Source organism: Citricoccus sp. SGAir0253, from assembly GCF_005877055.1.
Lineage (GTDB): Bacteria > Actinomycetota > Actinomycetes > Actinomycetales > Micrococcaceae > Citricoccus.
The window spans coordinates 1,471,484-1,492,011 of sequence record NZ_CP039424.1; the positions used below are offsets into that span (position 1 = coordinate 1,471,484).

Annotated in this window: 17 protein-coding genes; 10 read left to right on the top strand and 7 right to left on the bottom strand. The window is 75.3% G+C overall.

Going from position 1 to position 20,528, the window contains the following annotated elements; genetic code table 11:
- The first annotated feature begins 6 nt into the window (after positions 1-6).
- The 5 genes from acnA to E7744_RS06585 all read left to right on the top strand — a co-directional run bounded on the left by acnA (position 7) and on the right by E7744_RS06585 (position 6,821).
- Positions 7-2,706, top strand: a complete 2,700-nt coding sequence (acnA, locus tag E7744_RS06565) for an aconitate hydratase AcnA (RefSeq protein WP_137773425.1) — start codon at positions 7-9, stop codon at positions 2,704-2,706.
- A gap of 163 nt (positions 2,707-2,869) precedes the next feature.
- Positions 2,870-4,903 carry a 1-deoxy-D-xylulose-5-phosphate synthase gene (gene dxs, locus E7744_RS06570; protein WP_137773426.1) on the top strand — a complete coding sequence of 678 codons (2,034 nt, stop codon included), beginning with the start codon at positions 2,870-2,872 and terminating at the stop codon, positions 4,901-4,903.
- Positions 4,900-5,397 (top strand): hypothetical protein, encoded by a 498-nt coding sequence (locus E7744_RS06575; protein WP_137773427.1) that lies wholly within the window; start codon positions 4,900-4,902, stop codon positions 5,395-5,397. Before dxs ends, E7744_RS06575 begins: the two co-directional genes overlap by 4 nt.
- A gap of 69 nt (positions 5,398-5,466) precedes the next feature.
- Positions 5,467-6,441 (top strand): aldo/keto reductase, encoded by a 975-nt coding sequence (locus E7744_RS06580; RefSeq protein ID WP_137773428.1) that lies wholly within the window; start codon positions 5,467-5,469, stop codon positions 6,439-6,441.
- Positions 6,441-6,821 carry a PLD nuclease N-terminal domain-containing protein gene (locus E7744_RS06585; protein ID WP_137773429.1) on the top strand — a complete coding sequence of 127 codons (381 nt, stop codon included), beginning with the start codon at positions 6,441-6,443 and terminating at the stop codon, positions 6,819-6,821. Before E7744_RS06580 ends, E7744_RS06585 begins: the two co-directional genes overlap by 1 nt.
- Before the next feature lie 49 nt (positions 6,822-6,870).
- Here E7744_RS06585 and E7744_RS06590 read toward each other — a convergent pair whose 3' ends face one another.
- From E7744_RS06590 to msrB, 6 genes are all read right to left on the bottom strand, one after another.
- Positions 6,871-7,275 carry a ubiquinol-cytochrome c reductase iron-sulfur subunit gene (locus E7744_RS06590; RefSeq protein ID WP_137773430.1) on the bottom strand — a complete coding sequence of 135 codons (405 nt, stop codon included), beginning with the start codon at positions 7,273-7,275 and terminating at the stop codon, positions 6,871-6,873.
- 139 nt (positions 7,276-7,414) lie between these two features.
- The gene (locus E7744_RS06595; protein ID WP_137773431.1) at positions 7,415-9,694 is read right to left on the bottom strand and encodes a 3-hydroxyacyl-CoA dehydrogenase NAD-binding domain-containing protein; all 2,280 of its coding nucleotides are present in this window, start codon (positions 9,692-9,694) and stop codon (positions 7,415-7,417) included.
- A 74-nt stretch (positions 9,695-9,768) separates the two neighbouring features.
- Positions 9,769-11,043: a ribonuclease D gene (locus E7744_RS06600; RefSeq protein WP_137773432.1), complete on the bottom strand. Its 1,275-nt coding sequence runs from the start codon at positions 11,041-11,043 to the stop codon at positions 9,769-9,771.
- Between the two features lies 1 nt (position 11,044).
- Entirely contained in the window at positions 11,045-11,659 is a 615-nt protein-coding gene (locus E7744_RS06605) for a DUF3000 domain-containing protein (RefSeq protein ID WP_137773433.1), read from the bottom strand.
- A gap of 66 nt (positions 11,660-11,725) precedes the next feature.
- The gene (locus E7744_RS06610; protein WP_210417171.1) at positions 11,726-12,844 is read right to left on the bottom strand and encodes a low specificity L-threonine aldolase; all 1,119 of its coding nucleotides are present in this window, start codon (positions 12,842-12,844) and stop codon (positions 11,726-11,728) included.
- Positions 12,841-13,353: a peptide-methionine (R)-S-oxide reductase MsrB gene (gene msrB / locus E7744_RS06615; RefSeq protein ID WP_137773435.1), complete on the bottom strand. Its 513-nt coding sequence runs from the start codon at positions 13,351-13,353 to the stop codon at positions 12,841-12,843. The genes E7744_RS06610 and msrB overlap by 4 nt, the downstream gene beginning before the upstream one ends.
- Positions 13,354-13,437: 84 nt before the next feature.
- Between msrB and E7744_RS06620 the strand changes: the two genes are divergently transcribed.
- A complete protein-coding gene (locus tag E7744_RS06620) occupies positions 13,438-14,832 on the top strand; it encodes a S9 family peptidase (protein WP_137773436.1) in 1,395 nt (464 codons plus the stop codon).
- Between the two features lie 3 nt (positions 14,833-14,835).
- On the opposite strand, the gene E7744_RS06625 is transcribed toward E7744_RS06620, so the two are convergent.
- On the bottom strand, positions 14,836-16,866 hold the full coding sequence (locus tag E7744_RS06625; protein WP_137773437.1) for a M3 family metallopeptidase: 2,031 nt from the start codon (positions 16,864-16,866) through the stop codon (positions 14,836-14,838).
- 136 nt (positions 16,867-17,002) lie between these two features.
- Between E7744_RS06625 and E7744_RS06630 the strand changes: the two genes are divergently transcribed.
- The 4 genes from E7744_RS06630 (at position 17,003) to ruvB (ending at position 20,451) form a co-directional block, all read left to right on the top strand.
- Entirely contained in the window at positions 17,003-17,758 is a 756-nt protein-coding gene (locus E7744_RS06630) for a YebC/PmpR family DNA-binding transcriptional regulator (protein WP_137773438.1), read from the top strand.
- A gap of 7 nt (positions 17,759-17,765) precedes the next feature.
- Positions 17,766-18,464 (top strand): crossover junction endodeoxyribonuclease RuvC, encoded by a 699-nt coding sequence (ruvC, locus tag E7744_RS06635; protein ID WP_246858583.1) that lies wholly within the window; start codon positions 17,766-17,768, stop codon positions 18,462-18,464.
- Positions 18,465-18,642: 178 nt separating this feature from the next.
- Positions 18,643-19,284 (top strand): Holliday junction branch migration protein RuvA, encoded by a 642-nt coding sequence (gene ruvA / locus E7744_RS06640; RefSeq protein WP_137773439.1) that lies wholly within the window; start codon positions 18,643-18,645, stop codon positions 19,282-19,284.
- Between the two features lie 84 nt (positions 19,285-19,368).
- A complete protein-coding gene (gene ruvB / locus E7744_RS06645; RefSeq protein WP_246858629.1) occupies positions 19,369-20,451 on the top strand; it encodes a Holliday junction branch migration DNA helicase RuvB in 1,083 nt (360 codons plus the stop codon).
- Positions 20,452-20,528 lie beyond the last annotated feature (77 nt).

Sequence of the window (20,528 nt, forward strand, 5' to 3'; positions counted from 1 at the left end):
TCCTCCGTGACTACTGTTGACAGCTTCGGCTCCAAGGGCGTCCTGGACGTCCAGGGCGCCGAGTACGAGATTTTCCGGCTCAGCAAGGTGGAGGGTGCCGAGAAGCTGCCCTACTCCCTGAAGGTCCTGCTGGAGAACCTGCTCCGCACCGAGGACGGCGCCAACATCACCGCCGACCACGTCCGCGCCCTCGCCTCCTGGGACCCGAGCGCCCAGCCCAACACCGAGATCCAGTTCACGCCCGCCCGCGTGATCATGCAGGACTTCACCGGCGTGCCGTGCGTCGTGGACCTCGCCACCATGCGCGAGGCCATCAAGGACCTCGGCGGCGACCCGACCCGCGTGAACCCGCTGGCCCCGGCCGAGCTCGTCATCGACCACTCCGTGCAGATCGACTCCTTCGGCAATGACCAGGCGATCGAGCGCAACATGGAGATCGAGTACCAGCGCAACGGGGAGCGCTACCAGTTCCTGCGCTGGGGCCAGACCGCGTTCGACGACTTCAAGGTCGTCCCCCCGGGCATGGGCATCGTCCACCAGGTCAACATCGAGCACCTGGCCCGCACCGTCATGACCCGCGAGGTGGACGGCGTGCTGCGCGCCTACCCGGACTCCTGCGTCGGCACCGACTCGCACACCACCATGGTCAACGGCCTGGGCGTGCTCGGCTGGGGCGTCGGCGGCATCGAGGCCGAGGCCGCGATGCTCGGCCAGCCGGTCTCCATGCTGATCCCGCGCGTCGTGGGCTTCAAGCTCACCGGCTCCATCCCCTCGGGCGCCACCGCCACCGACGTGGTGCTGACCATCACCGAGATGCTGCGCCAGCACGGCGTGGTCGGCAAGTTCGTGGAGTTCTACGGCGAGGGCGTCGGCTCGGTGCCGCTGGCCAACCGCGCCACCATCGGCAACATGTCCCCGGAGTTCGGCTCCACCGCCGCCATGTTCCCGATCGACGACGTCACCCTGGACTACCTGCGCCTGACCGGCCGCTCCGAGGAGAACATCGCCCTCGTCGAGGCCTACACCAAGGAGCAGGGCCTGTGGCACGACCCGTCCTCCGAGGTCCAGTACTCGGAGTACCTCGAGCTGGACCTGGGCACGGTCGTGCCGTCCATCTCCGGCCCGAAGCGCCCGCAGGACCGCATCGAGCTCACGGACGCCAAGGAGCAGTTCCGCAAGGACATCCACAACTACGCCTCCGCGGACGAGGCCGGCGAGGGCCGCCCGTCCAAGACGGTGCCGGTGTCCATGCAGGACGGCCGCCAGTTCGAGCTGGACCACGGCGCGGTGTCGATCGCCTCGATCACCTCCTGCACCAACACCTCCAACCCCTCCGTGATGATGGCCGCCGCCGTGCTGGCCCGCAACGCCGTGGAGAAGGGCCTGGCCTCCAAGCCGTGGGTCAAGACCTCCGTGGCCCCGGGCTCGAAGGTCGTCACCGACTACTACGAGAAGTCGGGCCTGATCCCGTCCCTGGAGGCCCTGGGCTTCCACATCGTCGGCTACGGCTGCACCACGTGCATCGGCAACTCCGGCCCGCTGGAGTCCGAGATCTCCCAGGCCATCCAGGACAACGACCTGTCCGTGACCTCGGTGCTGTCCGGCAACCGCAACTTCGAGGGCCGGATCAACCCGGACGTGAAGATGAACTACCTGGCCTCCCCGCCGCTGGTGGTCGCCTACGCCCTGGCCGGCACGATGGACTTCGACTTCGAGAACGACCCGCTGGGCCAGGACTCCGAGGGCAAGGACGTCTACCTCAAGGACATCTGGCCGGACCCGGCCGAGGTGCAGCAGATCATCGACGCGTCGATCGACACGGAGATGTTCACCAAGGAGTACGGCACCATCTTCGACGGCGACGAGCGCTGGCAGGCGCTGGAGACCCCGGAGGGCGACACCTTCGCCTGGGATCCCCAGTCCACCTACGTCCGCAAGCCCCCGTACTTCGAGGGCATGCAGGCCGCCCCGGCGCCGGTCCAGGACATCGAGGGCGCGCGCGTGCTGCTCAAGCTCGGCGACTCCGTGACCACGGACCACATCTCCCCGGCCGGCTCCTTCAAGTCGGACACCCCGGCGGGCCGCTACCTGCTGGAGAACGGCGTGGAGCGCAAGGACTTCAACTCCTACGGCTCCCGCCGCGGCAACCACGAGGTGATGATCCGCGGCACGTTCGCGAACATCCGCATCAAGAACCAGCTCCTGGACGGCGTCGAGGGCGGCTTCACCCGCGACTTCACCCAGGACGGCGCCCCGCAGGCCTATGTCTACGACGCCGCGCAGAACTACCAGGCCGCCGGCACCCCGCTGGTCGTCCTGGCCGGCAAGGAGTACGGCTCCGGCTCCTCCCGTGACTGGGCCGCCAAGGGCACCGCACTGCTGGGCGTCAAGGCCGTCATCACCGAGTCCTTCGAGCGCATCCACCGCTCGAACCTCATCGGCATGGGCGTGCTGCCGCTGCAGTTCCCCGAGGGCCAGTCCGCGGACAGCCTGGGCCTGACCGGCACGGAGACCTTCGCGATCTCCGGGATCACCGCCCTCAACGAGGGCACGACCCCGAAGACCGTCAAGGTCACCGCCACCGCCGAGGACGGCTCGGTCACCGAGTTCGACGCGGTCGTGCGCATCGACACCCCCGGCGAGGCGGACTACTTCCGCAACGGCGGCATCCTGCAGTACGTGCTGCGCCAGATCGCCGCGAAGTGATCACCCGCTGACCGGCCCCCGGGCCGCGTCGGCACCGGCCGGCGGGCCGGGACCCCACGGGGTCCCGGCCCGCCGCGCTATTCTGGGGGGACGCCGGCCGCACGCCGGCCGACCCGCCCCGACCCCTCCGCCGTCCGCCTCCGCCCGAAAGGACCGCCCGCCCGTGGGCCTTCTCGACACCATCCGCTCCCCGCAGGACCTCGGCCGGCTCACGCCCGCCCAGGTGCGCCGGCTGGCGGAGGAGATCCGGACCTTCCTCATCGCCAACGTCTCGCGCACCGGCGGCCACCTCGGCCCCAACCTGGGCGTGGTGGAGCTGACCCTGGCCATCCACCGCACGTTCGACTCGCCGCGGGACGCCGTCGTCTTCGACACCGGCCACCAGTCCTACGTGCACAAGCTCGTCACGGGCCGCCAGGACTTCTCCACGCTGCGCCAGCAGGGCGGCCTGTCCGGCTACGGGGACCGCGGCGAGTCGGTGCACGACGTCGTGGAGTCCTCCCACGCCTCCTCCTCGCTGTCCTGGGCGGACGGCATCTCCCGCGCGTGGACGCTGCGCGGGGAGGGCGACCGCTACGTCGTCGCGGTGATCGGCGACGGCGCGCTGACGGGCGGCATGGCCTGGGAGGCCATCAACAACATCGCCGCGGACCGGGACCGCCGGGTCGTGATCGTCGTCAACGACAACGGCCGGTCGTACGCGCCCACCGTCGGGGGCCTGGCCAACCAGCTCTCGGGGCTGCGCCGGGCGTTCCTGGACAAGCTGCGCACCCACCGCCGCTACGAGGACACCCTCGGCTTCTGGAAGGACCGGCTGCAGGAGTCGGGCCCGGCCGGGCGCTTCGTGTACCGCTCGCTGCACGCCACGAAGAAGGGCGTGAAGGACTGGTGGGCCCCGCAGGGGCTCTTCGAGGACCTGGGGATGAAGTACATCGGCCCGATCAACGGGCACGACCAGGCCGAGCTGGAGGAGGCCCTCGCGGACGCGCGGAACTACGCCGGTCCCGTCATCGTGCACGCCATGACCGAGAAGGGGCACGGCTACGCGCCCGCCGTGGCGCACCAGGACGACCAGTTCCACGCGATCGGGCGGATCGACCCGGAGACCGGCGAGCCGGTGGCCTCCAGCTCCGGCCCGTCCTGGACCTCGGTGTTCGGGGACGAGATGGTGCGCCTGGCCGACGAGCGCGAGGACATCGTGGCCATCACGGCGGCCATGAAGATCCCCGTCGGCCTCGGCGCCATGGCCGAGCGGCACCCCCGGCGCGTCTACGACGTCGGCATCGCCGAGCAGCACGCGGTCACCTCCGCGGCCGGCATGGCCTTCGGCGGTCTGCACCCCGTGGTGGCGGTCTACGCGACGTTCCTGAACCGGGCCTACGACCAGGTCCTCATGGACGTCGGACTGCACCGCGCCGGCGTCACCTTCGTGCTGGACCGCGCCGGGGTGACCGGGCCGGACGGGCCCAGCCACCACGGCATGTGGGACCTGGCCCTGCTGCAGTCCGTGCCGTCGCTGCGGATCGCCGCCCCGCGGGACGCCGAGCGCCTGCGCGAGGAGCTGCGCGAGGCCGTCGCCGTGGAGGACGCGCCCACCGTCGTCCGCTTCTCCAAGGGCTCGGTGGGCCCCGAGATCGCCGCGCTGGAGCGCCTCGAGGACGGGGTGGACGTCCTGCTGCGCCTGGGCGCGGCCTCCACCGAGCCCGGCGCCACGCGCGACGTGCTCATCGTGGCGGTCGGCTCGCTCGCCGAGCTCGGGCTGGACGTGGCGGCCCGCCTCGACGGCCAGGGCATCTCCGCCACCGTCATCGACCCCCGCTGGGTCCTGCCGGTGCACCCCTCGGTGATCCGCCTCGCCGCGCAGCACCGCATCGTCGTGTGCCTCGAGGACGGCGTGCGCGCCGGCGGCGTGGGCTCGCGCATCCGGCAGGAGATGCGCGCGGCCGGCGTGGACACCGCGCTCAACGAGGTGGGGCTGCCGGTCGAGTTCCTGGCGCACGGCACGCGCGAGCAGGTGCTCGAGCGCACCGGGCTGACCGCCCGCCAGGTCGCGCAGGACACGGTGGCCCAGGTGCTCGGCACCAAGGTCCCCTTCGCCCGCCCCCTGACCGGCCAGATCCGCACCGTGGCCGACCACGCCCGCCCCGGCGGCGGGGACGGCACCGGTTCCATCCCGACGACGGAGGCCCAGCAGTGAGCATCGTCCGCACCTACCGCCGCTCCGAGGCCGAGGGGCAGCAGCGCCTCGAGTACCGCGAGGCCTGGTTCGCCCCCGGCAGTGGGGAGGTGGTCGTCCACCACGGGCGCGTGGGCAGCACCGGCACGACGTCGGCCGAGGCGGTCGCGGACGACGCCGCGGGCGAGGAGCTGCTCGCCGGCTTCGCCGCGCAGTGCGCCGCGGACGGCTTCGCCGAGCTGCGGACCGAGCAGCTGGACCGGCTGGAGATCGCCTACCGGCTCAAGGGCCCCGAGCCCTCCGCGGTGGAGCGGACCCTCGCGGTGAGGCTGCGCGGGGAGATCACCAACCAGCTGGCCTGGCGCGGCCTCGGCGAGGTGGTGGGGGAGCGGGTCGAGTCCGGCCAGGTCGTCTTCGACGTCGCCACCCCGCACCGGCGCAAGGCCGCCGCGGAGGTCCCGGCCGCGGCCCGGCAGGCCGGGGTGCAGGCCTCCCGCGTGACCACCTCCGCCTGAACCGCCCGGACCACCCCTCGACCGCAGCCGGCCGCCCCGGCCGCCGCCCGCCGGAAGGACCCCCGCCCCATGGAACACCGCCGCCTCGGCCGCTCCGGCCTCGTCGTCTCGGTCGTCGGCCTGGGCTGCAACAACCTCGGCCGCCCGGGGACCGCGACCCTCGAGCAGGACGGCACGGACGCCGTCGTGCACGCCGCCCTGGACGCCGGGATCACCCTGTTCGACGTGGCGGACACCTACGGGGCCACGCCGGGGCTGAGCGAGGAGCGGCTCGGGGCCGCCCTCGGCGCGCGCCGCGACGAGGTGGTGCTGGCGACCAAGTTCGGGATGGACGCCGGCGGGGCGAACGGCCCGGACCGCGGGGCCCGCGGCTCGCGGTCGTACATCGTCCGCTCGGTCGAGGCCTCGCTGCGCCGGCTGGGCACGGACTGGATCGACCTCTACCAGTTCCACACCCCGGACGAGGGCACCCCCATCGAGGAGACGCTCTCCGCCCTGGACGACCTCGTGCGCTCCGGCAAGGTGCGCTACCTCGGGCACTCGAACCGCGCGGGCTGGCAGGTCGCCGAGGCCGAGTTCGTCGCCCGCGAGCTGGGCACCGAGCGGTTCGTCTCCGCGCAGAACCACTACAACCTGCTGGACCGCCGCGCCGAGCTCGAGGTGCTGCCGGCCGCGCGGGCCTACGGGCTGGGCGTGCTGCCGTACTTCCCGCTCGCCAACGGCATGCTCACCGGCAAGTACTCGGCGGGCACGGCGCCGGAGGGCTCCCGGCTGTCCCACACGCGCACGCACCTGGTCCGGGACGCGGACCTGGCGCAGCTGCGCGCCTTCGGCGAGTTCGCCCGCGCGCGGGGGCTCGGCGAGGTCGAGCTGGCCTTCTCCTGGCTCGCCGCCCAGGAGCCGGTCTCCTCGGTCATCGCGGGGGCCACCCGGCCCGAGCAGGTCCGGCAGAACGCCGCCGCGGTCCGCTGGGTCCCCACCGCGCAGGAGCGCGACGAGCTGGACGCGATCTTCCCGCCCGCGCCGAAGGTCGCCCTGTTCTGATGCCGGACGCCACCGCCGCCGTGCTCGACCCCGCCGTGCTCGACCCCGCCGCCCTCCCCGGGCCCGCCGTCCTGGCGGCCTCCGCCCCGGCGGGCCAGCCCGCCGTGGACGCGCTGATGTGGGCCGTGGCCCTCGTGGTGCTGGGCGTGCTGGTGGCCGCGCTCGTCTCCCTGTCCCGCTCGCCCCTGGAGCCGGCCCGCCGGATCCCCTGGGCGTTCGCCGTCTTCCTGCTCCCGGTGATCGGCCCCTCGGTCTGGCTGTGGTGGCGCTTCGCCTACTACCCGCGGCGCAAGGCGGAGCAGCCGCACTGGGACCCCAACAGCCGCGAGGTCATCGTCAACCCGCCGCGGCGCCCCGGCACCGGACGCCCCGGCGCCTGACGCCGGGGGACCCGGTGCCCCCGGGACCCGGCCCCGGGGCGGCCCGCGCCTACAGGGTGACGGTCACCCAGTCGCCGTCCACGGCGGCCGTGAACGCGGTCAGCGGCCGCCGGGCCGGGCCGCCGAACGGCACGCCGGTGTCCACGGCGAAGTGCGAGCCGTGGCAGGGGCAGGCGAACACGTCCCGGCCGGCCTCCGTGGCCGGGGCCACGGTGCAGCCCTGGTGGGTGCACACCGCGGAGAAGGCGTGCACCGTGCCGGCGGACTCCCGGCGCAACAGCAGCGTGCGGCCCTCCACCTCGACGGACGCCGAGGTGCCGGCCGGCAGGTCCGCCGCCGGCAGCACGCGGGTCGGGGTGCCGCCCACGTGCCGGGACGGCGCGCTCTGCTGGTTCCGCAGCTGGTCGGTGCAGCCGGCCAGGGCGACGGCAGCCAGGCCCGCGCCGCCCAGCACGGCGCCGCGCCCCAGGACGGCCCGGCGAGAGGGGCCACATCCTCCGCAGGGGGTGCCGCCGTCGGGACCGGCGTCCGGGGACGGGGAACGGTGGGCGGCGTCGCCGGGGACCGGCGGGGGAGTGGACGTCATCCGTCCATTATCCGCCCGAGGGCCCCGCGGGGTGGAAGCGCCGGCCGTTGACCCGCTCGGAGGCCCCGCAGTCATCGAGGTACGGGGTGATCCCGCCCAGGTGCAGCGGCCAGCCGGCGCCCAGGACCATGCACAGGTCCACGTCCTCCGGGCCGGCCACCACGCCCTCGGCGAGCAGCAGGCCGATCTCCTCGGCGAGGGCGTCCTGGACCCGCACGAGCAGCTCCCCGGCCGACTGCGGCGAGTCGCCCGTGCCCAGCAGGGCCGCGGTGTCCGGCGGGATCGTCTCCCCGGTGGCGCCGCCGGACTCGGCGGAGACCCGGTCCCCGGCGAGGTCCTTGGCCCAGATCGCGGTCCGCCCGGCGTCGACGAGCCGCTGCAGGGCGGCGGAGACCGGGAACCGCTCGTCCCCGAAGGCGGCGTTGAGGGACTCGGTGACGTGCTGGGCCACCGGCAGCCCGACCATGGCCAGCAGCGTGAACGGGGTCATCGGGAGGGCCAGCGGGTCCAGGGCGTGGTCGGCCACCGCGGCCGGGGTGCCGGCGTCGAGCGAGGCCTGGACCTCGCCCATGAGGCGGAGCAGCACGCGGTTGACCACGAAGGCGGGAGCGTCCCGGACGAGCACGGCGGTCTTGCCCAGGCCACGGGCGGTGGCGAAGGCGGTGGCGACCGCCTCGTCCGTGGTGTCGGGGGCGCGGACCACCTCCACGAGCGGCATGGCCGCGACCGGGTTGAAGACGTGGAAGCCGATGAGCCGCCCGGGGTGGCGCATGCCCTCGGCCATGCCGGCCACGGAGAGCGAGGAGGTATTGGTCGCCAGCACGCACCCCGGGGAGACGATGTCCTCGAGCTCGGCCAGCACGGCCCGCTTCACCCCCATCTCCTCGAACACGGCCTCGATCACCAGGTCCGCCCCCGCGTACACGTCCTTCGACACCGAGCCGGTGACGAGCCCGGCCAGCTCGGCCCCGCGTTCCGGGGTGAGCCGGCCCCGGGAGACGAGGACGTCCACCTGGCCGCGCACGGCGGCCAGCCCGCGGTCCACGCGGGCCTGGTCCACGTCGGTCATGACCACCGGCACGCGCAGCCGCCGGGCGAAGAGCAGGGCCAGCTGTCCGGCCATCAGCCCGGCGCCCACCACGCCGACGCGGCGGACGGGCCGGGCCAGCTCCGCCGGCGGCGCCCCGGCGGGGGCCTTGGAACGGCGCTGCACCACGTCCAGGAACGCGTAGACGGTGCGGCCGAACTCGGGGGTGCGCATCAGCTCGGCCAGCGCCCGGCACTCGGCGGCCGCCGACTCCCGGCGCGTGCGGTGCCGTCCCGCGGCGAACAGTTCCAGCACCCGCGCGGGGGCGGGCACGTGGCCGCGGGTCCTCGCGGCCACGATCCGCCGGCCCTCGGCCACGGCCTCCTCCCACGCGGCGTCGGAGCGGTCTCGCTCGCGCTGGGCCCCGAGCGCGGCGAGCGTGGCCGGCTCGCCGGCCACCACGCGCCCGGCCCACTCCAGGGACGCCGCGACGAAGGCGGCGCTCCCGGACGGGTCGTCGCCGGGCGCGATACCGCCGGACCCGGTGGCCGCGGCGCCGTCCGCCGGGTCGAGGAGCACGTCGGCCAGGCCCATCGCGTGGGCGGCCCGGCCGTCGAGGGTCCGGTTGCCGGCGAGCGGGTTCGCGATCATCAGACGCACGGCCTCCCGGGGCCCGGTGATGCGGGGGACCCGCCACACCCCGCCCCAGCCGGGGACCAGTCCCAGGTGCGCCTCGGGCAGGCCGATCGCGGCGGCGCGGGTGGACACGGTCCGGTACCGGGCGGCCAGCGCGATCTCCAGCCCGCCGCCCAGGGCCACGCCGTTGACGAAGGCGAACGACGGCACGGGGAACTCGGCCAGCACGTCGAAGGCGGCGTGCCCGAGCTCCGCGAGCAGCGCGCCGTCGGACTCGGCGCTGAGCCGCCTGACCGAGCCGAGGTCGGCGCCCGCCACGAGGAAGCCGGGCTTGCCGGTGAGGGCGACGGCGGCGATCGCCCCGGCCCGGGCCCGCTCGGCCTGGGCCTCGAGCGCGCGGCCGATCCCGATGAGCGAGGCGGGTCCCAGGGTGGTGGGGCGCCGCGGCCCCGCGTGGTTGTCCAGGGTGAGCAGGGCGAGCGTCCCGGCCCCGCCGGGCAGGGCGTGGTCGCTCACGGCGGCGTGCGTGACGACCTCGTCCGGGAACCGCTCGGCGAGGCCGGCGAAGCGGGCGAAGCGGTCCCCGGGGCGGGGGCCGGGCGGCGGTGCGTCGGTGCGGGACATGCTGCTCCTGGGGTCGGCGGACGCTCGACCTCAGGTTACCGACCGGTAACTTTCGCGGCAAGGGCCGCGGGCGCTCAGTCCGCCGGGTCCGGGTCCAGCAGGGCCACGGTGAGGATCGGCGCGGTGAGGCGCACCTGCCACGGCCGCGCGCCCAGGTCCGCGAGGGCGGCCGCCACGGAGTCCGGGTCGATCGGCTCCGGCGGGCTCCAGCACACCCGGCGCAGCGTGTCCGGGGTGAGCAGGTTCTCCGTGGGCAGCTCGAGCTCCTCGGCCTTGGCGGCCACCCACGACTTGGCGGTCTTCAGCCGCCGGTCCGCCAGCGGGTTGCGGTCCCGCCAGGCCCGCGGCGGGGGCGGGCCGTCGTTCGGCAGGTGCAGCGGCGGCAGGCCGCCGGGGGTCCGGGCCGCCTCCTGGCCGGCCTGGATGGCCCGGAGCCAGCGCGGGGCCTCCCGGGCGGCGGCGCGGCCGTGGAACCCGGGCGTCTTCAGCAGCGCGGGGACCGTGCCCGGCTGGGCCGCGGCGGCCGAGACGATGGCCGAGTCCGGGATGAGCCGGCCGGGGGCGACGTCGCGGTTCCGCGCCAGGGCCTCGCGGGCCTCCCACAGCTCCCGCGCGACGGCGAGCTGCTGGGGCTTGCGCAGCTTGTGCACCCCGGAGGTCCGGCGCCACGGGTCGGTGCGCGGGCCCGGGGGCGGGGTGGACCGGATGGCCTCGAACTCCTCCTGCGCCCACTCGAGCTTGCCGGACTCCTCCAGCAGGGCCACCATGGCCTCGCGCAGCTCCACGAGCAGCTCGACGTCCAGGGCGGCGTACCGCAGCCAGTCCTCGGGCAGGGGGCGCCTGGACCAGTCGGCGGCGGAGTGCTCCTTGGCCAGGGTGACCCCCAGGAGCCGTTCGAGCACCGAGGCGAGCCCGACGCGCGGCAGGCCCAGCAGCCGGCCGGCCAGCTCGGTGTCGAACAGCCGGTCCGGCCACAGGCCGAGCTCCGAGAGGCACGGGAGGTCCTGCGTGGCCGCGTGCAGGATCCACTCGACCCCGGACAGGGCCTCCTGGATGATGCCGAGGTCCTCGAAGGCCTCGGGGTCGATCAGCCAGGTGCCCGCGCCCTCGCGCTTGAGCTGGACCAGGAAGGCCCGCTGGCCGTAGCGGAAGCCCGAGGCGCGCTCGGCGTCGATGGCGACCGGTCCCGTGCCCTCGGCCAGCAGGCGCGCGCAGCGCTCGAGTTCCTGGCGCGAGATGGTGACGAACGGGATGCCGCCGGCGGGCTCGGTGATGAGCCGCGGCGCCGGGGCGTCCTCGGCTCCGGGTTCCGGGGAGGCCCCGCCCGGGTGGCTGGTGTCTGCGGTGATGTCAGTTCCTCCTGATGCGCGGCAGGGGCGTGACCCCGTCCGGGACCGGCGGCAGGCCGGCGAAGGCGCAGACCATGTCGGCCCAGGCCTCGAGGTGCTCGGTGGTGTCGGGTCCCTCGGGCGTCCAGGACGCGCGCAGTTCGATGTCGATGGTGTCGGGGCGGGTGGCCAGCCCCCCGAAGCTCTCGGAGAGCACGCGGGTGGCGGTCCCGCCGGCCTCGGTGTAGCGGGCGCGGTGGACCTCCAGGGCCTCCACGAGCCACGTCCAGGCCACGGCCCCGACCATGGGGTCGTTGCCCACGTCCGCCTCGAGCGAGGCGCGGATGTAGGTCACCACGCGGAAGGTGCCGTTCCACACCGGGGACCCGGCGGGGTCGTGGAGCAGGACGAAGCGCCCGGTGGCCAGTTCCGCGGGCCGTCCCGCGGCGTCGCGGTCGGCCGGGTCGTGGACCTCGGCGGCGAGGGCCACCGCGAAGGGGGCCAGTCTCCCGGGGGCCGGGATCTCGTCCAGCGTCACCTCGTGGCGGTGCCGCGCGCGGCGCAGTCCGGCCAGTGCCTCGCGGAACTGGGCGGGCAGTCGTCGCGCCGCTGCGGGATGATGGCCAAGGGCAGTCACGGGGTCAACGTTAAAGCCCTGCCTGAAGGATCGCCCGGCGGCGCGCCGTGCGTCCCGTGCGCCCGGTCACCGGTCGGCGCCCGCCGGCGACCGGTCCCGGGCGGCCAGCTCCGCGCGCAGGGCGGCCAGGAAGCCGTCCACGTCCTCCTCGGTCGTGTCCCACGAGGTCATCCACCGCACCTCGTGGCGGGCCGCGTCCCAGTCGTAGAACGCGTACCGGGCCCGCACGGCGTCGGCGACCGCCGGGTCCAGCACCGCCAGGACCTGGTTGGCCGCGGGCTCCTGGGTGAGCGTGACCCCCTCCAGGTCCCGGACCCCGTCCGCCAGGCGGGCGGCCATCGCGTTCGCGTGCGCCGCCGAGCGCAGCCACAGCCCGTCCGTGAGCAGGGCGACCAGCTGGGCGGAGACGAACCGCATCTTGGACGCCAGCTGCATCGAGGACTTGCGCAGGTACTCGACGGCCTTGCCGGGGCCCTCCGCGCCGGACCGGACCGCGTCCGGGTCCAACACCACCACGGCCTCCGCGCCCAGCGCCCCGTTCTTGGTGCCGCCGAGGGAGACGACGTCCACGCCGGCGTCGGTGGTGAAGGACCGCAGCGGCACGCCCAGGGCGGCGGCGGCGTTCGCGAGCCGGGCGCCGTCCATGTAGACGGCCATCCCGAGGGCGTGCGCGTGGTCCGCGAGCTCGCGGACCTGGGCGGGGGTGTACACGGTGCCCAGCTCGGTGACCTGGGCGATCTCGACGACGGCCGGCTGGGCCCGGTGCACGAAGCCGAGGCCGTGGGCCTGCCGGTCCACGAGCTCGGGCGTGAGCCGGCCGTCGGGGGTCGGCACCGGGTACAGCTTGGTGTGCGCGACCCGCTCGGGGGCCCCGCCCTCGTCGTGGTGGATGTGGGCGCTCTCGGCGCAGACCACGGCACCCCACGGCGGCAGCAGGGCCTGCAGGGCGACCACGTTCGCGCCGGTGCCGTTGAACACGGGGAACGCCTGCGCCCGGTCGCCGAACTCGGCCCGCACCAGCCCCTGGAGCCGGGCGGTCCACTCGTCGTCCCCGTAGGCGGGCTGGTGGCCGGTGTTCGCGGCGGCGAGCGCGGCGAGCACCTCGGGGTGGGCGCCGGCGTAGTTGTCCGAGGCGAAGCCGCGCCGGGCGGCCGCGGGGACCTCCCGGTCGCCGGGCCCGCTCACGCGCCGGCCCGGGGCTGCAGGCTCAGGGACACGGAGTTCATGCAGTACCGCAGGTCCGTGGGGGTGCCGAAGCCCTCGCCCTGGAACACGTGGCCCAGGTGGGAGCCGCAGTTCGCGCAGCGGACCTCGATCCGCTCCATGCCCAGGGACCCGTCACGCAGGTACTCCACGCGGTCCTCGGCCAGCGGGGCGAAGAACGAGGGCCAGCCGCAGTGGGCGTCGAACTTCGCCTCGGAGCGGAACAGCTCGGCGCCGCAGGCGCGGCAGGCGTAGACGCCCTCGGTCTCGGTGTCCCAGTACTCGCCGGTGAAGGGCCGCTCCGTGCCGGCCTGCCGCAGCACGGCGAACTCGGCGGGGGTCAGCCGGCGGCGCCACTCCTCCTCCGAGCGGTCACGGGCACCGGGCTCGCCCGCGCCGGCCGGGGACGGTGCGGCGGGTCCCCCGGAGGCCGGCGGCTGCCCGGCGGGGGTGGTCTCGGGGGACGCGTCAGGGGCTGTGGGATCGGTCATGACTCCCATAACACCACGGGCGGGCCAGGTGTTCCGCCGCCGTCGCGCTGGAAAACCGCGCGGCGGGACGGACAGAATGGGGGCATGACCCCGCGCTCGAGACCCCCTCGTCCCACCGTCCCCGACTGGCTCTCCGGGCGGGGCCGGCGGATCCGGCGGGGCCTGGGCGAGGCCGAGCCGGTGATGCGCTGGTCCTCCCTGGCCGCCGGGGCGGGGGTCGTGGTGGGCTCCGTGGCCGCCGGCACGATCTCGGGGCTGGCGGGGATGTTCGCCCGCACGGTGGTGACGCCGGTGAAGACCCCCGCCGAGGACCTCGAGGTGCTCGCCGTCGTGCGGGGGGAGTCCGGGCTCGAGGTCATCCTGCCGGTGACCGAGGAGACCACGGTGCCCGGGACCTACTCCCTCGTCTTCGACGGCGGCGCCGGCGTGGCGCGCATCGGGGCCGTGACGTCCTTCGACCCGCGGGACGGGACGGTCCAGCGCCGGGTCGAGGAGGTCTACAGCGGCGACCTGTCCGCCGCCGTGCGCGGCCGGTGGACCGGCTTCGTCTACCCGGACCCCCGCGCGGTCGGCTACGAGACCGAGGACGTGCGCATCGCCGTCGAGAACGGCTCTGCGCCGGCGTGGCTGGTCCGCCCGCCCGGGGGGACCGGGGCCGGCGGGCACGGGACGGTGTCCTCCGGACCGGAACAGGGGCCCGCCGGGGGCGCCCCCCGTCGCGTTCTGCCCGGCGACGGCGTGTGGGCGGTCATGGTGCACGGCCGCGGGGCCAAGCGCGCCGAGGGCATCCGGGCGATCGGCTCGGCGCGGGCGCTGGGCATGACCTCCCTGCTGATCTCCTACCGCAACGACGGCGACGCCCCGGCGGCCGGGGACGGCCGGTACGGGCTGGGCACCACGGAGTGGCGCGACGTGGAGGCGGCGGTCGCCTACGCCCTGGAGCACGGCGCGCGCGAGGTGGTGCTGTTCGGCTGGTCCATGGGCGCCGCCGTCTGCCTGCAGATGGCCGACCGCTCGGAGCTGGCCCCCTCGGTGACGGCCATGGTGCTGGACGGGCCGGTCATCAACTGGATCGACGTGCTGGCCCACCAGGCCCGGCTCAACCGGCTGCCGGAGGCCTCGGGCCGCCTCGGCCAGTGGCTCATGAGCAACTCCGCCGGGCGGTGGGCCACCGGCCTGGCCGCCCCCGTGGACCTCAAGGCCCTGAACTGGGTGGCCCGGGCCGACCAGGTCCGGGTGCCCACCCTGATCCTGCACTCCGAGGACGACGACTTCGTGCCCGTGGGGCCGTCCATGGACCTGGCGGCCAAGAACCCGCGCATGGTCACGTTCGTGCGCTTCACCCTCGCCCGCCACACGCGCGAGTGGAACGTGGACCCGGAGAAGTGGGACCGCACGGTCCGGCGGTGGCTGCGCTCCGTGCTGACCTCGCCCCGCCCCGGGGTGCAGCCGGTGGCCGCGGGGGCCGGGGTCCCCTGAGCCTCAGCCGGCCAGGCCCCGGCGCCGCAGCAGGTGCGCCGGGTCCGGGTCGGCCCCGCGGAAGGCCCGGTAGGACTCCATCGGGTCGCGCGTGTTGCCGCGCCCCAGGAACTCCGCCCGGAAGTGCTCGCCGTTCTCGCGCGTGGGCCCGCCGTGCGCGCGGAACCACTCCACGGCGTCCGCGTCCAGCACCTCGGCCCACAGGTAGGAGTAGTAGCCCGCGGCGTAGCCGCCCGCGAAGACGTGCCTGAAGTAGCCCGTGCGGTACCGCGGCGGCACGAGCGCCGGGTCCAGCCCCGCGGCGAGCAGCCGCTCGGCCTCGAAGGCCTCGGGGTCCGCCACGGTCTCGCCCGGGGACAACGAGTGCCACGCCAGGTCCAGCATCGTGGCCCCGAGGTACTCGGTGGTCCGGAACCCCTCGCCCTCCCGGGCCGCCCCCTCCAGGGCGGTGCGCACCGCCGCCGGCAGGGGCTCGCCCGTCTCCACGTGCCGGGCGTACCGCTCCACCACCGACGGCCAGTCCTTCCACGCCTCGTTGACCTGGGAGGGGAACTCCACCACGTCCCGAGGCACCGCGGTCCCGGACAGGGACGCGTAGCGCGCCGTGGACAGCAGCCCGTGCAGGGCGTGGCCGAACTCGTGGAACAGCGTGGTGACCTCGTCCGGCGTGAGCAGGGCGGGCCGCCCGGCCGGCGGGCGCGGGACGTTGAGCGCGGTGGTGACCACCGGGCGCTCCCCGAGCAGGGACGAGGCCACCCGGAACGAGTCCATCCAGGCCCCGCCGGACTTCGTGGGGCGCGCGTGGAAGTCGCCCACGTACAGGCCGATCCCCGCGCCGTCCTCGGCCAGGACCTCCCACGTGCGCACGTCCGGGTGGTACCCCGGCAGGTCGGGGCGCTCGCGGAAGGACAGGCCGTACATCGCCCCGGCGGCGGCGAAGACGCCCTCCGTGAGCACCCGGTCCAGCTCCAGGTACGGCCGGAGGGCGGCCACGTCCACGCGGCGGCGCTCGCGGGCCGCCCGGGCCGCGTAGTAGGGCCAGTCCCACGGCTCGACCGGGTGCCCCGCCAGCTCCTCCAGCTCGGCCCGCTCGCGGCGCGCATTGGCCACGGCGGGCGGGATGACCGACTCCAGCAGCCGGCGCACGGCGTCCAGGTCCGGTGCGCTGCGGTCCTGCAGGGCGTACTCGGCCCAGCTGGAGAAGCCCAGCAGCCCGGCCTTCTCCGCGCGCAGCGCGGCCAGCTCGGCCGCCAGCTCCAGGGTCCCGTGCTCGCCGGGACCGCGGCCGCGGGACCACGCCGCCTCGAAGACGCGGCGGCGGGTCCCGCGGTCCTCGAGCACCTCGAGCCACGGCTGGGAGGTGAACAGGGACAGCGCCAGGAGGTGGCCGCCGTCGTGCCCCGCCGCCCGCGCCGCCGCGGCGGCCGCCGCCACGTCCTGCTCCGGCAGCCCCGCCAGCTCCACCGCGTCCCGCACGTACACGGCCGCCGCGGCAGTGCCGGCCACGAGGCGCCGCTCGTACCGGGCGGAGAGGACGGCGAGGCGCTCGTTGAGCGCCGCCAGCCGCTCCTGGGCGGCCGGGGCGAGGTCCGCCCCACGCAGCCGGAAGTCGCGCAGCACCTGCTCGGCCAGCCGCCGCTCCTCCCCGGCCAGGGCGGAGACGTCCACGGCGGCCAGCCGGCGGTACAGCCGCCCGTCGAGGTGGACGGCGTCCCAGTGGGCGGCCAGTTCCGGCTCCACCTGCTCGAGGATCGCCAGCCGGGCCTCGGTGCCGTCGGCCGGCCGGACCACGCCGAAGGCCATGGCCACGCGGCGCAGGTCCTGCCCGGCGCGCTCGAGGGCCTCCACGGTGTCCTCGAAGGTCGCCGGGCCGGTGCCGGCGGCGATCGCCTCGAGCTCGCGCCGGTGCGAGGCCATGGCCGCGCGGAAGGCGGGCAGGTAGTGCTCGTCGCGGATGGCGCGGAAGTCCGGCAGCCCGTAGGGGAGCGTGGACGGGGCGAGCAGGGGGTTGGCGGGGGCGGGCCGGATGGTCATGGTCAGCCACTGTTCCACGTCCGCGCCGGGCCGGACAGGGCCGGGTCCGTGCCGACCGCTAGAATCGTGAGCCAGACCATCACCGAGAGCCGAGGCCGGCCGGGCGAGCACGCGACCGGCGCGGGGAGGAGTACACGTGGCAGGGCATTCCAAGTGGGCCACCACCAAGCACAAGAAGGCCGTGATCGACGCGCGGCGGGCCAAGGCCTTCGCCAAGTACATCAAGAACATCGAGGTGGCCGCGCGGGCCGGCGGCGCCGACCTCGCGGGCAACCCCGCGCTGGACCTGGCGGTCACCAAGGCCAAGAAGCAGTCCGTGCCCAACGACAACATCGACCGCGCCATCAAGCGCGGCGCGGGCCTGACCGGCGAGGTCATCGACTACGCCGAGATCACCTACGAGGTCCGCGGCCCGCAGGGCTCGGCCCTCATGGTCGAGTGCCTCACGGACAACAAGAACCGCGCCGCGGCCGAGGTGCGCACCGCCGTCACCCGCAACGGCGGCACGATGGCCGACGTCGGCTCCGTCGCCTTCCTCTTCAACCGCACCGGCCTGGTCCGGCTCCCGGCCGAGGGACGCACCGAGGACGACGTCCTCCTGGCCGTCCTGGACGCCGGCGCGGAGGAGGTCGTCCAGTCCGGGGACTCCTTCGAGGTGCTGTGCGACCCCTCCGACCTGCGCGCCGTGGCGACCGCGCTGGACGAGGCCGGGATCGAGTACGACACGGACGAGATGGAGTTCGTGGCCACGATGAAGGTCGAGCTGGACGCCAAGGGCGCCAAGACCTTCCTCCAGCTCGTCGACGCCCTCGAGGACCTGGACGACGTGCAGAGCGTCTACTCCAACGTGGAGATCGCCCCCGAGGTCCTCGCCCAGCTCGAGGAGGACTGAGCCCGCCGTGGCCGCCACCGCGCCCGCCCGGTCCCCGCAGGGCCTGCGGGTGCTCGGCGTCGACCCGGGGCTCACCCGGTGCGGCATCGCGGTCGTGGACGTCGCGCCCAACCGCACGGCCACCCTCGTGGGGGTGACGGTCGTGGGCACCGCCGCGGAGGCCTCCCTGGACCGGCGCCTGCTGGCCATCGACGAGGCGATCGAGGAGTGGCTGGACCGGCACGCCCCGGACCACGTGGCCGTGGAGCGCATGTTCGCCCAGAACAACACGCCCACCGTGATGGGCACGGCCCAGGCCTCCGGCGTGGTGATCGCCGCGGCGGCCCGGCGCGGGCTGCCGGTCGCCCTGCACACCCCCTCCGAGGTCAAGGCGGCGGTGACGGGCAACGGCACGGCCGGCAAGGAGCAGATCACCGCCATGGTGACGCGCATCCTGCGGCTCGGGGCGCCGCCGCGCCCGGCGGACGCCGCGGACGCGATCGCCCTGGCCATCACCCACGCCTGGCGCGGCGGCCTGCGCGGCCGCGGCCTGGACACCGGCAACCTCACCAGCCCCCGGCGGGAGTCCCGGTTCCCGACGGCGGCCGGTGCCGCCCGCGCGCCGGGCGCGGCCCGCGGGGGCGGCACCGCGGCGCAGCGGGCCTGGCTCGAGGCCGAGCGCCGCTCGCGGGGCACCTCCGGCTGGGGGAGCGGCTCGCGCGTCTGAGGGGGACCGGCCCCCACTCCCCACCGGCCCTGCGGGCGGCCGCGGCGAGGTGCCCGGGGCGGGCGGGGCGTGTCAGGGGTGGCGCTGTCCCGCCCAGCCGCTAGGCTGTTCGTAGATACGTTCGAATGCCGCCGAGCCGGGACGCCCCGGCGTGGCGCGGAAGGTGGGTGGCTGCAGCATGATCTCGTCCCTGGCCGGCACGGTGGAGTCCGTGGGCCTGAACCAGGCCGTCATCGCCGTCTCGGGGTTCGGCATGCAGTTCAGCGCCACCCCGCAGACCCTGGCGGGGCTGCGCACCGGTGAGCCGGGGCGGGTGCTGACGACGCTCGTGGTGCGCGAGGACTCGATGACCCTGTTCGGCTTCGCCACGCCGGACGAGAAGGAGGTCTTCGAGGTGCTGCTCGGCGTCTCCGGGGTGGGCCCCCGGCTCGCCCTGGCCGTGCTCGCGGTGCACGACCCGGAGACCGTGCGCATCGCGGCCCACGCGGGGGACGACAAGGCGTTCACGAAGGTCCCCGGCATCGGCCCCAAGGGCGCGCGGCGGATCGTGCTGGAGCTCGCGGACAAGCTCGTGCCCACGGGGGCCCCGGTGCCCGCCCCGGCGGACGGCGGGGACGCGGCGGACGCGCAGCCGTGGCTGGACCCGGTGCTGGAGGCCCTCACCGGGCTCGGCTGGACGGAGAGGGACGCGGACAAGGCCGTGCGGGACACCGTGGCCCACGAGCCGGAGCTCGAGGAGTCGGGGGACGTCGCGAGCGTGCTGCGGGCCACCCTGCGTCACCTCGGCCAGGGCCAGTCGGCCCGCTCGGGACGGTCCTGAGGATGACGACTGCGACGGTGGCGACGGACGGAGGCAGGGCAGATGGCTGAGGCGTTCACCCCGGGACCGGGGGACGGCGGGCGGATGGTCGGCGGCGGGGCCGAGGGCGAGGAGCGCGAGCTCGAGGCCGCCCTGCGCCCGAAGACCCTCGACGACTTCGTGGGCCAGCACCGCGTGCGCCGCCAGCTCTCCCTCGTCCTCGAGGCCGCCCGGATGCGCGGGCGCAGCGCCGACCACGTGCTGCTGTCCGGACCGCCCGGGCTCGGCAAGACGACCCTGGCCATGATCATCGCGGCCGAGATGAACGCCCCGCTGCGCATCTCCTCCGGCCCGGCGATCCAGCACGCGGGGGACCTCGCCGCGATCCTGTCCTCGCTCACCGAGGGCGAGGTGCTCTTCCTCGACGAGATCCACCGCATGTCCCGGCCGGCCGAGGAGATGCTCTACATGGCCATGGAGGACTTCCGGGTCGACATCGTGGTCGGCAAGGGGGCCGGGGCCACCTCGATCCCCCTGGAGATCCCCCCGTTCACGCTCGTGGGGGCCACCACGCGGGCCGGGCTGCTGCCCGGTCCGCTGCGGGACCGGTTCGGCTTCACCGGGCACCTGGAGTTCTACGGCACCGACGAGCTCGAGCTCGTGCTGCGCCGCTCCGCGCTGCTGCTGGACATGAAGGTGAACTCCGCCGGCTTCACCCAGATCGCCTCGCGGTCCCGGGGCACCCCCCGCATCGCCAACCGGCTGCTGCGGCGCGTGCGCGACTGGGCGCTCGTCGGCGGACTGGAGCAGGTCGACGCGCGGGCGGCGTCGGCGGCGCTGGACATGTACGAGGTGGACGCCCTCGGCCTGGACCGGCTGGACCGCTCGGTGCTCGAGGCCCTGTGCACCAAGTTCGGCGGGGGGCCCGTGGGGTTGTCCACGCTGGCCATCGCGGTCGGCGAGGAGACGGAGACGGTCGAGACGGTCGCCGAGCCCTTCCTGGTCCGCGAGGGCCTCCTCGGCCGCACCCCGCGGGGACGCATCGCCATGCCCGCCGCGTGGGAGCACCTCGGGCTCACCCCGCCGCCCGAGGCGCCGGGGGCCGCGTTCTGGACCGCCGCGAGGCCCGGGACGGCGCCGGCCGGCGCGGGACCCGTGGGGGACCCCGACGCCCTGTTCGACGCCTGAGCCGCCCGGGGCCGGGGCGGGTCCCGCCCCGCCGGGTCGCCGCACGCCGTAGACTGGCCGGGTTGTCCCGTGCCCCG

Excerpts from the sequence above, each read along its gene's own strand:
- E7744_RS06580 (WP_137773428.1), top strand. The coding sequence starts at position 5,467 with ATGGAACACCGCCGCCTCGGCCGCTCCGGCCTCGTCGTCTCGGTCGTC.
- E7744_RS06585 (WP_137773429.1), top strand. The coding sequence starts at position 6,441 with ATGCCGGACGCCACCGCCGCCGTGCTCGACCCCGCCGTGCTCGACCCC.
- E7744_RS06595 (WP_137773431.1), bottom strand. The coding sequence starts at position 9,694 with ATGTCCCGCACCGACGCACCGCCGCCCGGCCCCCGCCCCGGGGACCGC.
- msrB (WP_137773435.1), bottom strand. The coding sequence starts at position 13,353 with ATGACCGATCCCACAGCCCCTGACGCGTCCCCCGAGACCACCCCCGCC.
- E7744_RS06620 (WP_137773436.1), top strand. The coding sequence starts at position 13,438 with ATGACCCCGCGCTCGAGACCCCCTCGTCCCACCGTCCCCGACTGGCTC.
- E7744_RS06625 (WP_137773437.1), bottom strand. The coding sequence starts at position 16,866 with ATGACCATCCGGCCCGCCCCCGCCAACCCCCTGCTCGCCCCGTCCACG.
- ruvA (WP_137773439.1), top strand. The coding sequence starts at position 18,643 with ATGATCTCGTCCCTGGCCGGCACGGTGGAGTCCGTGGGCCTGAACCAG.
- ruvB (WP_246858629.1), top strand. The coding sequence starts at position 19,369 with ATGGTCGGCGGCGGGGCCGAGGGCGAGGAGCGCGAGCTCGAGGCCGCC.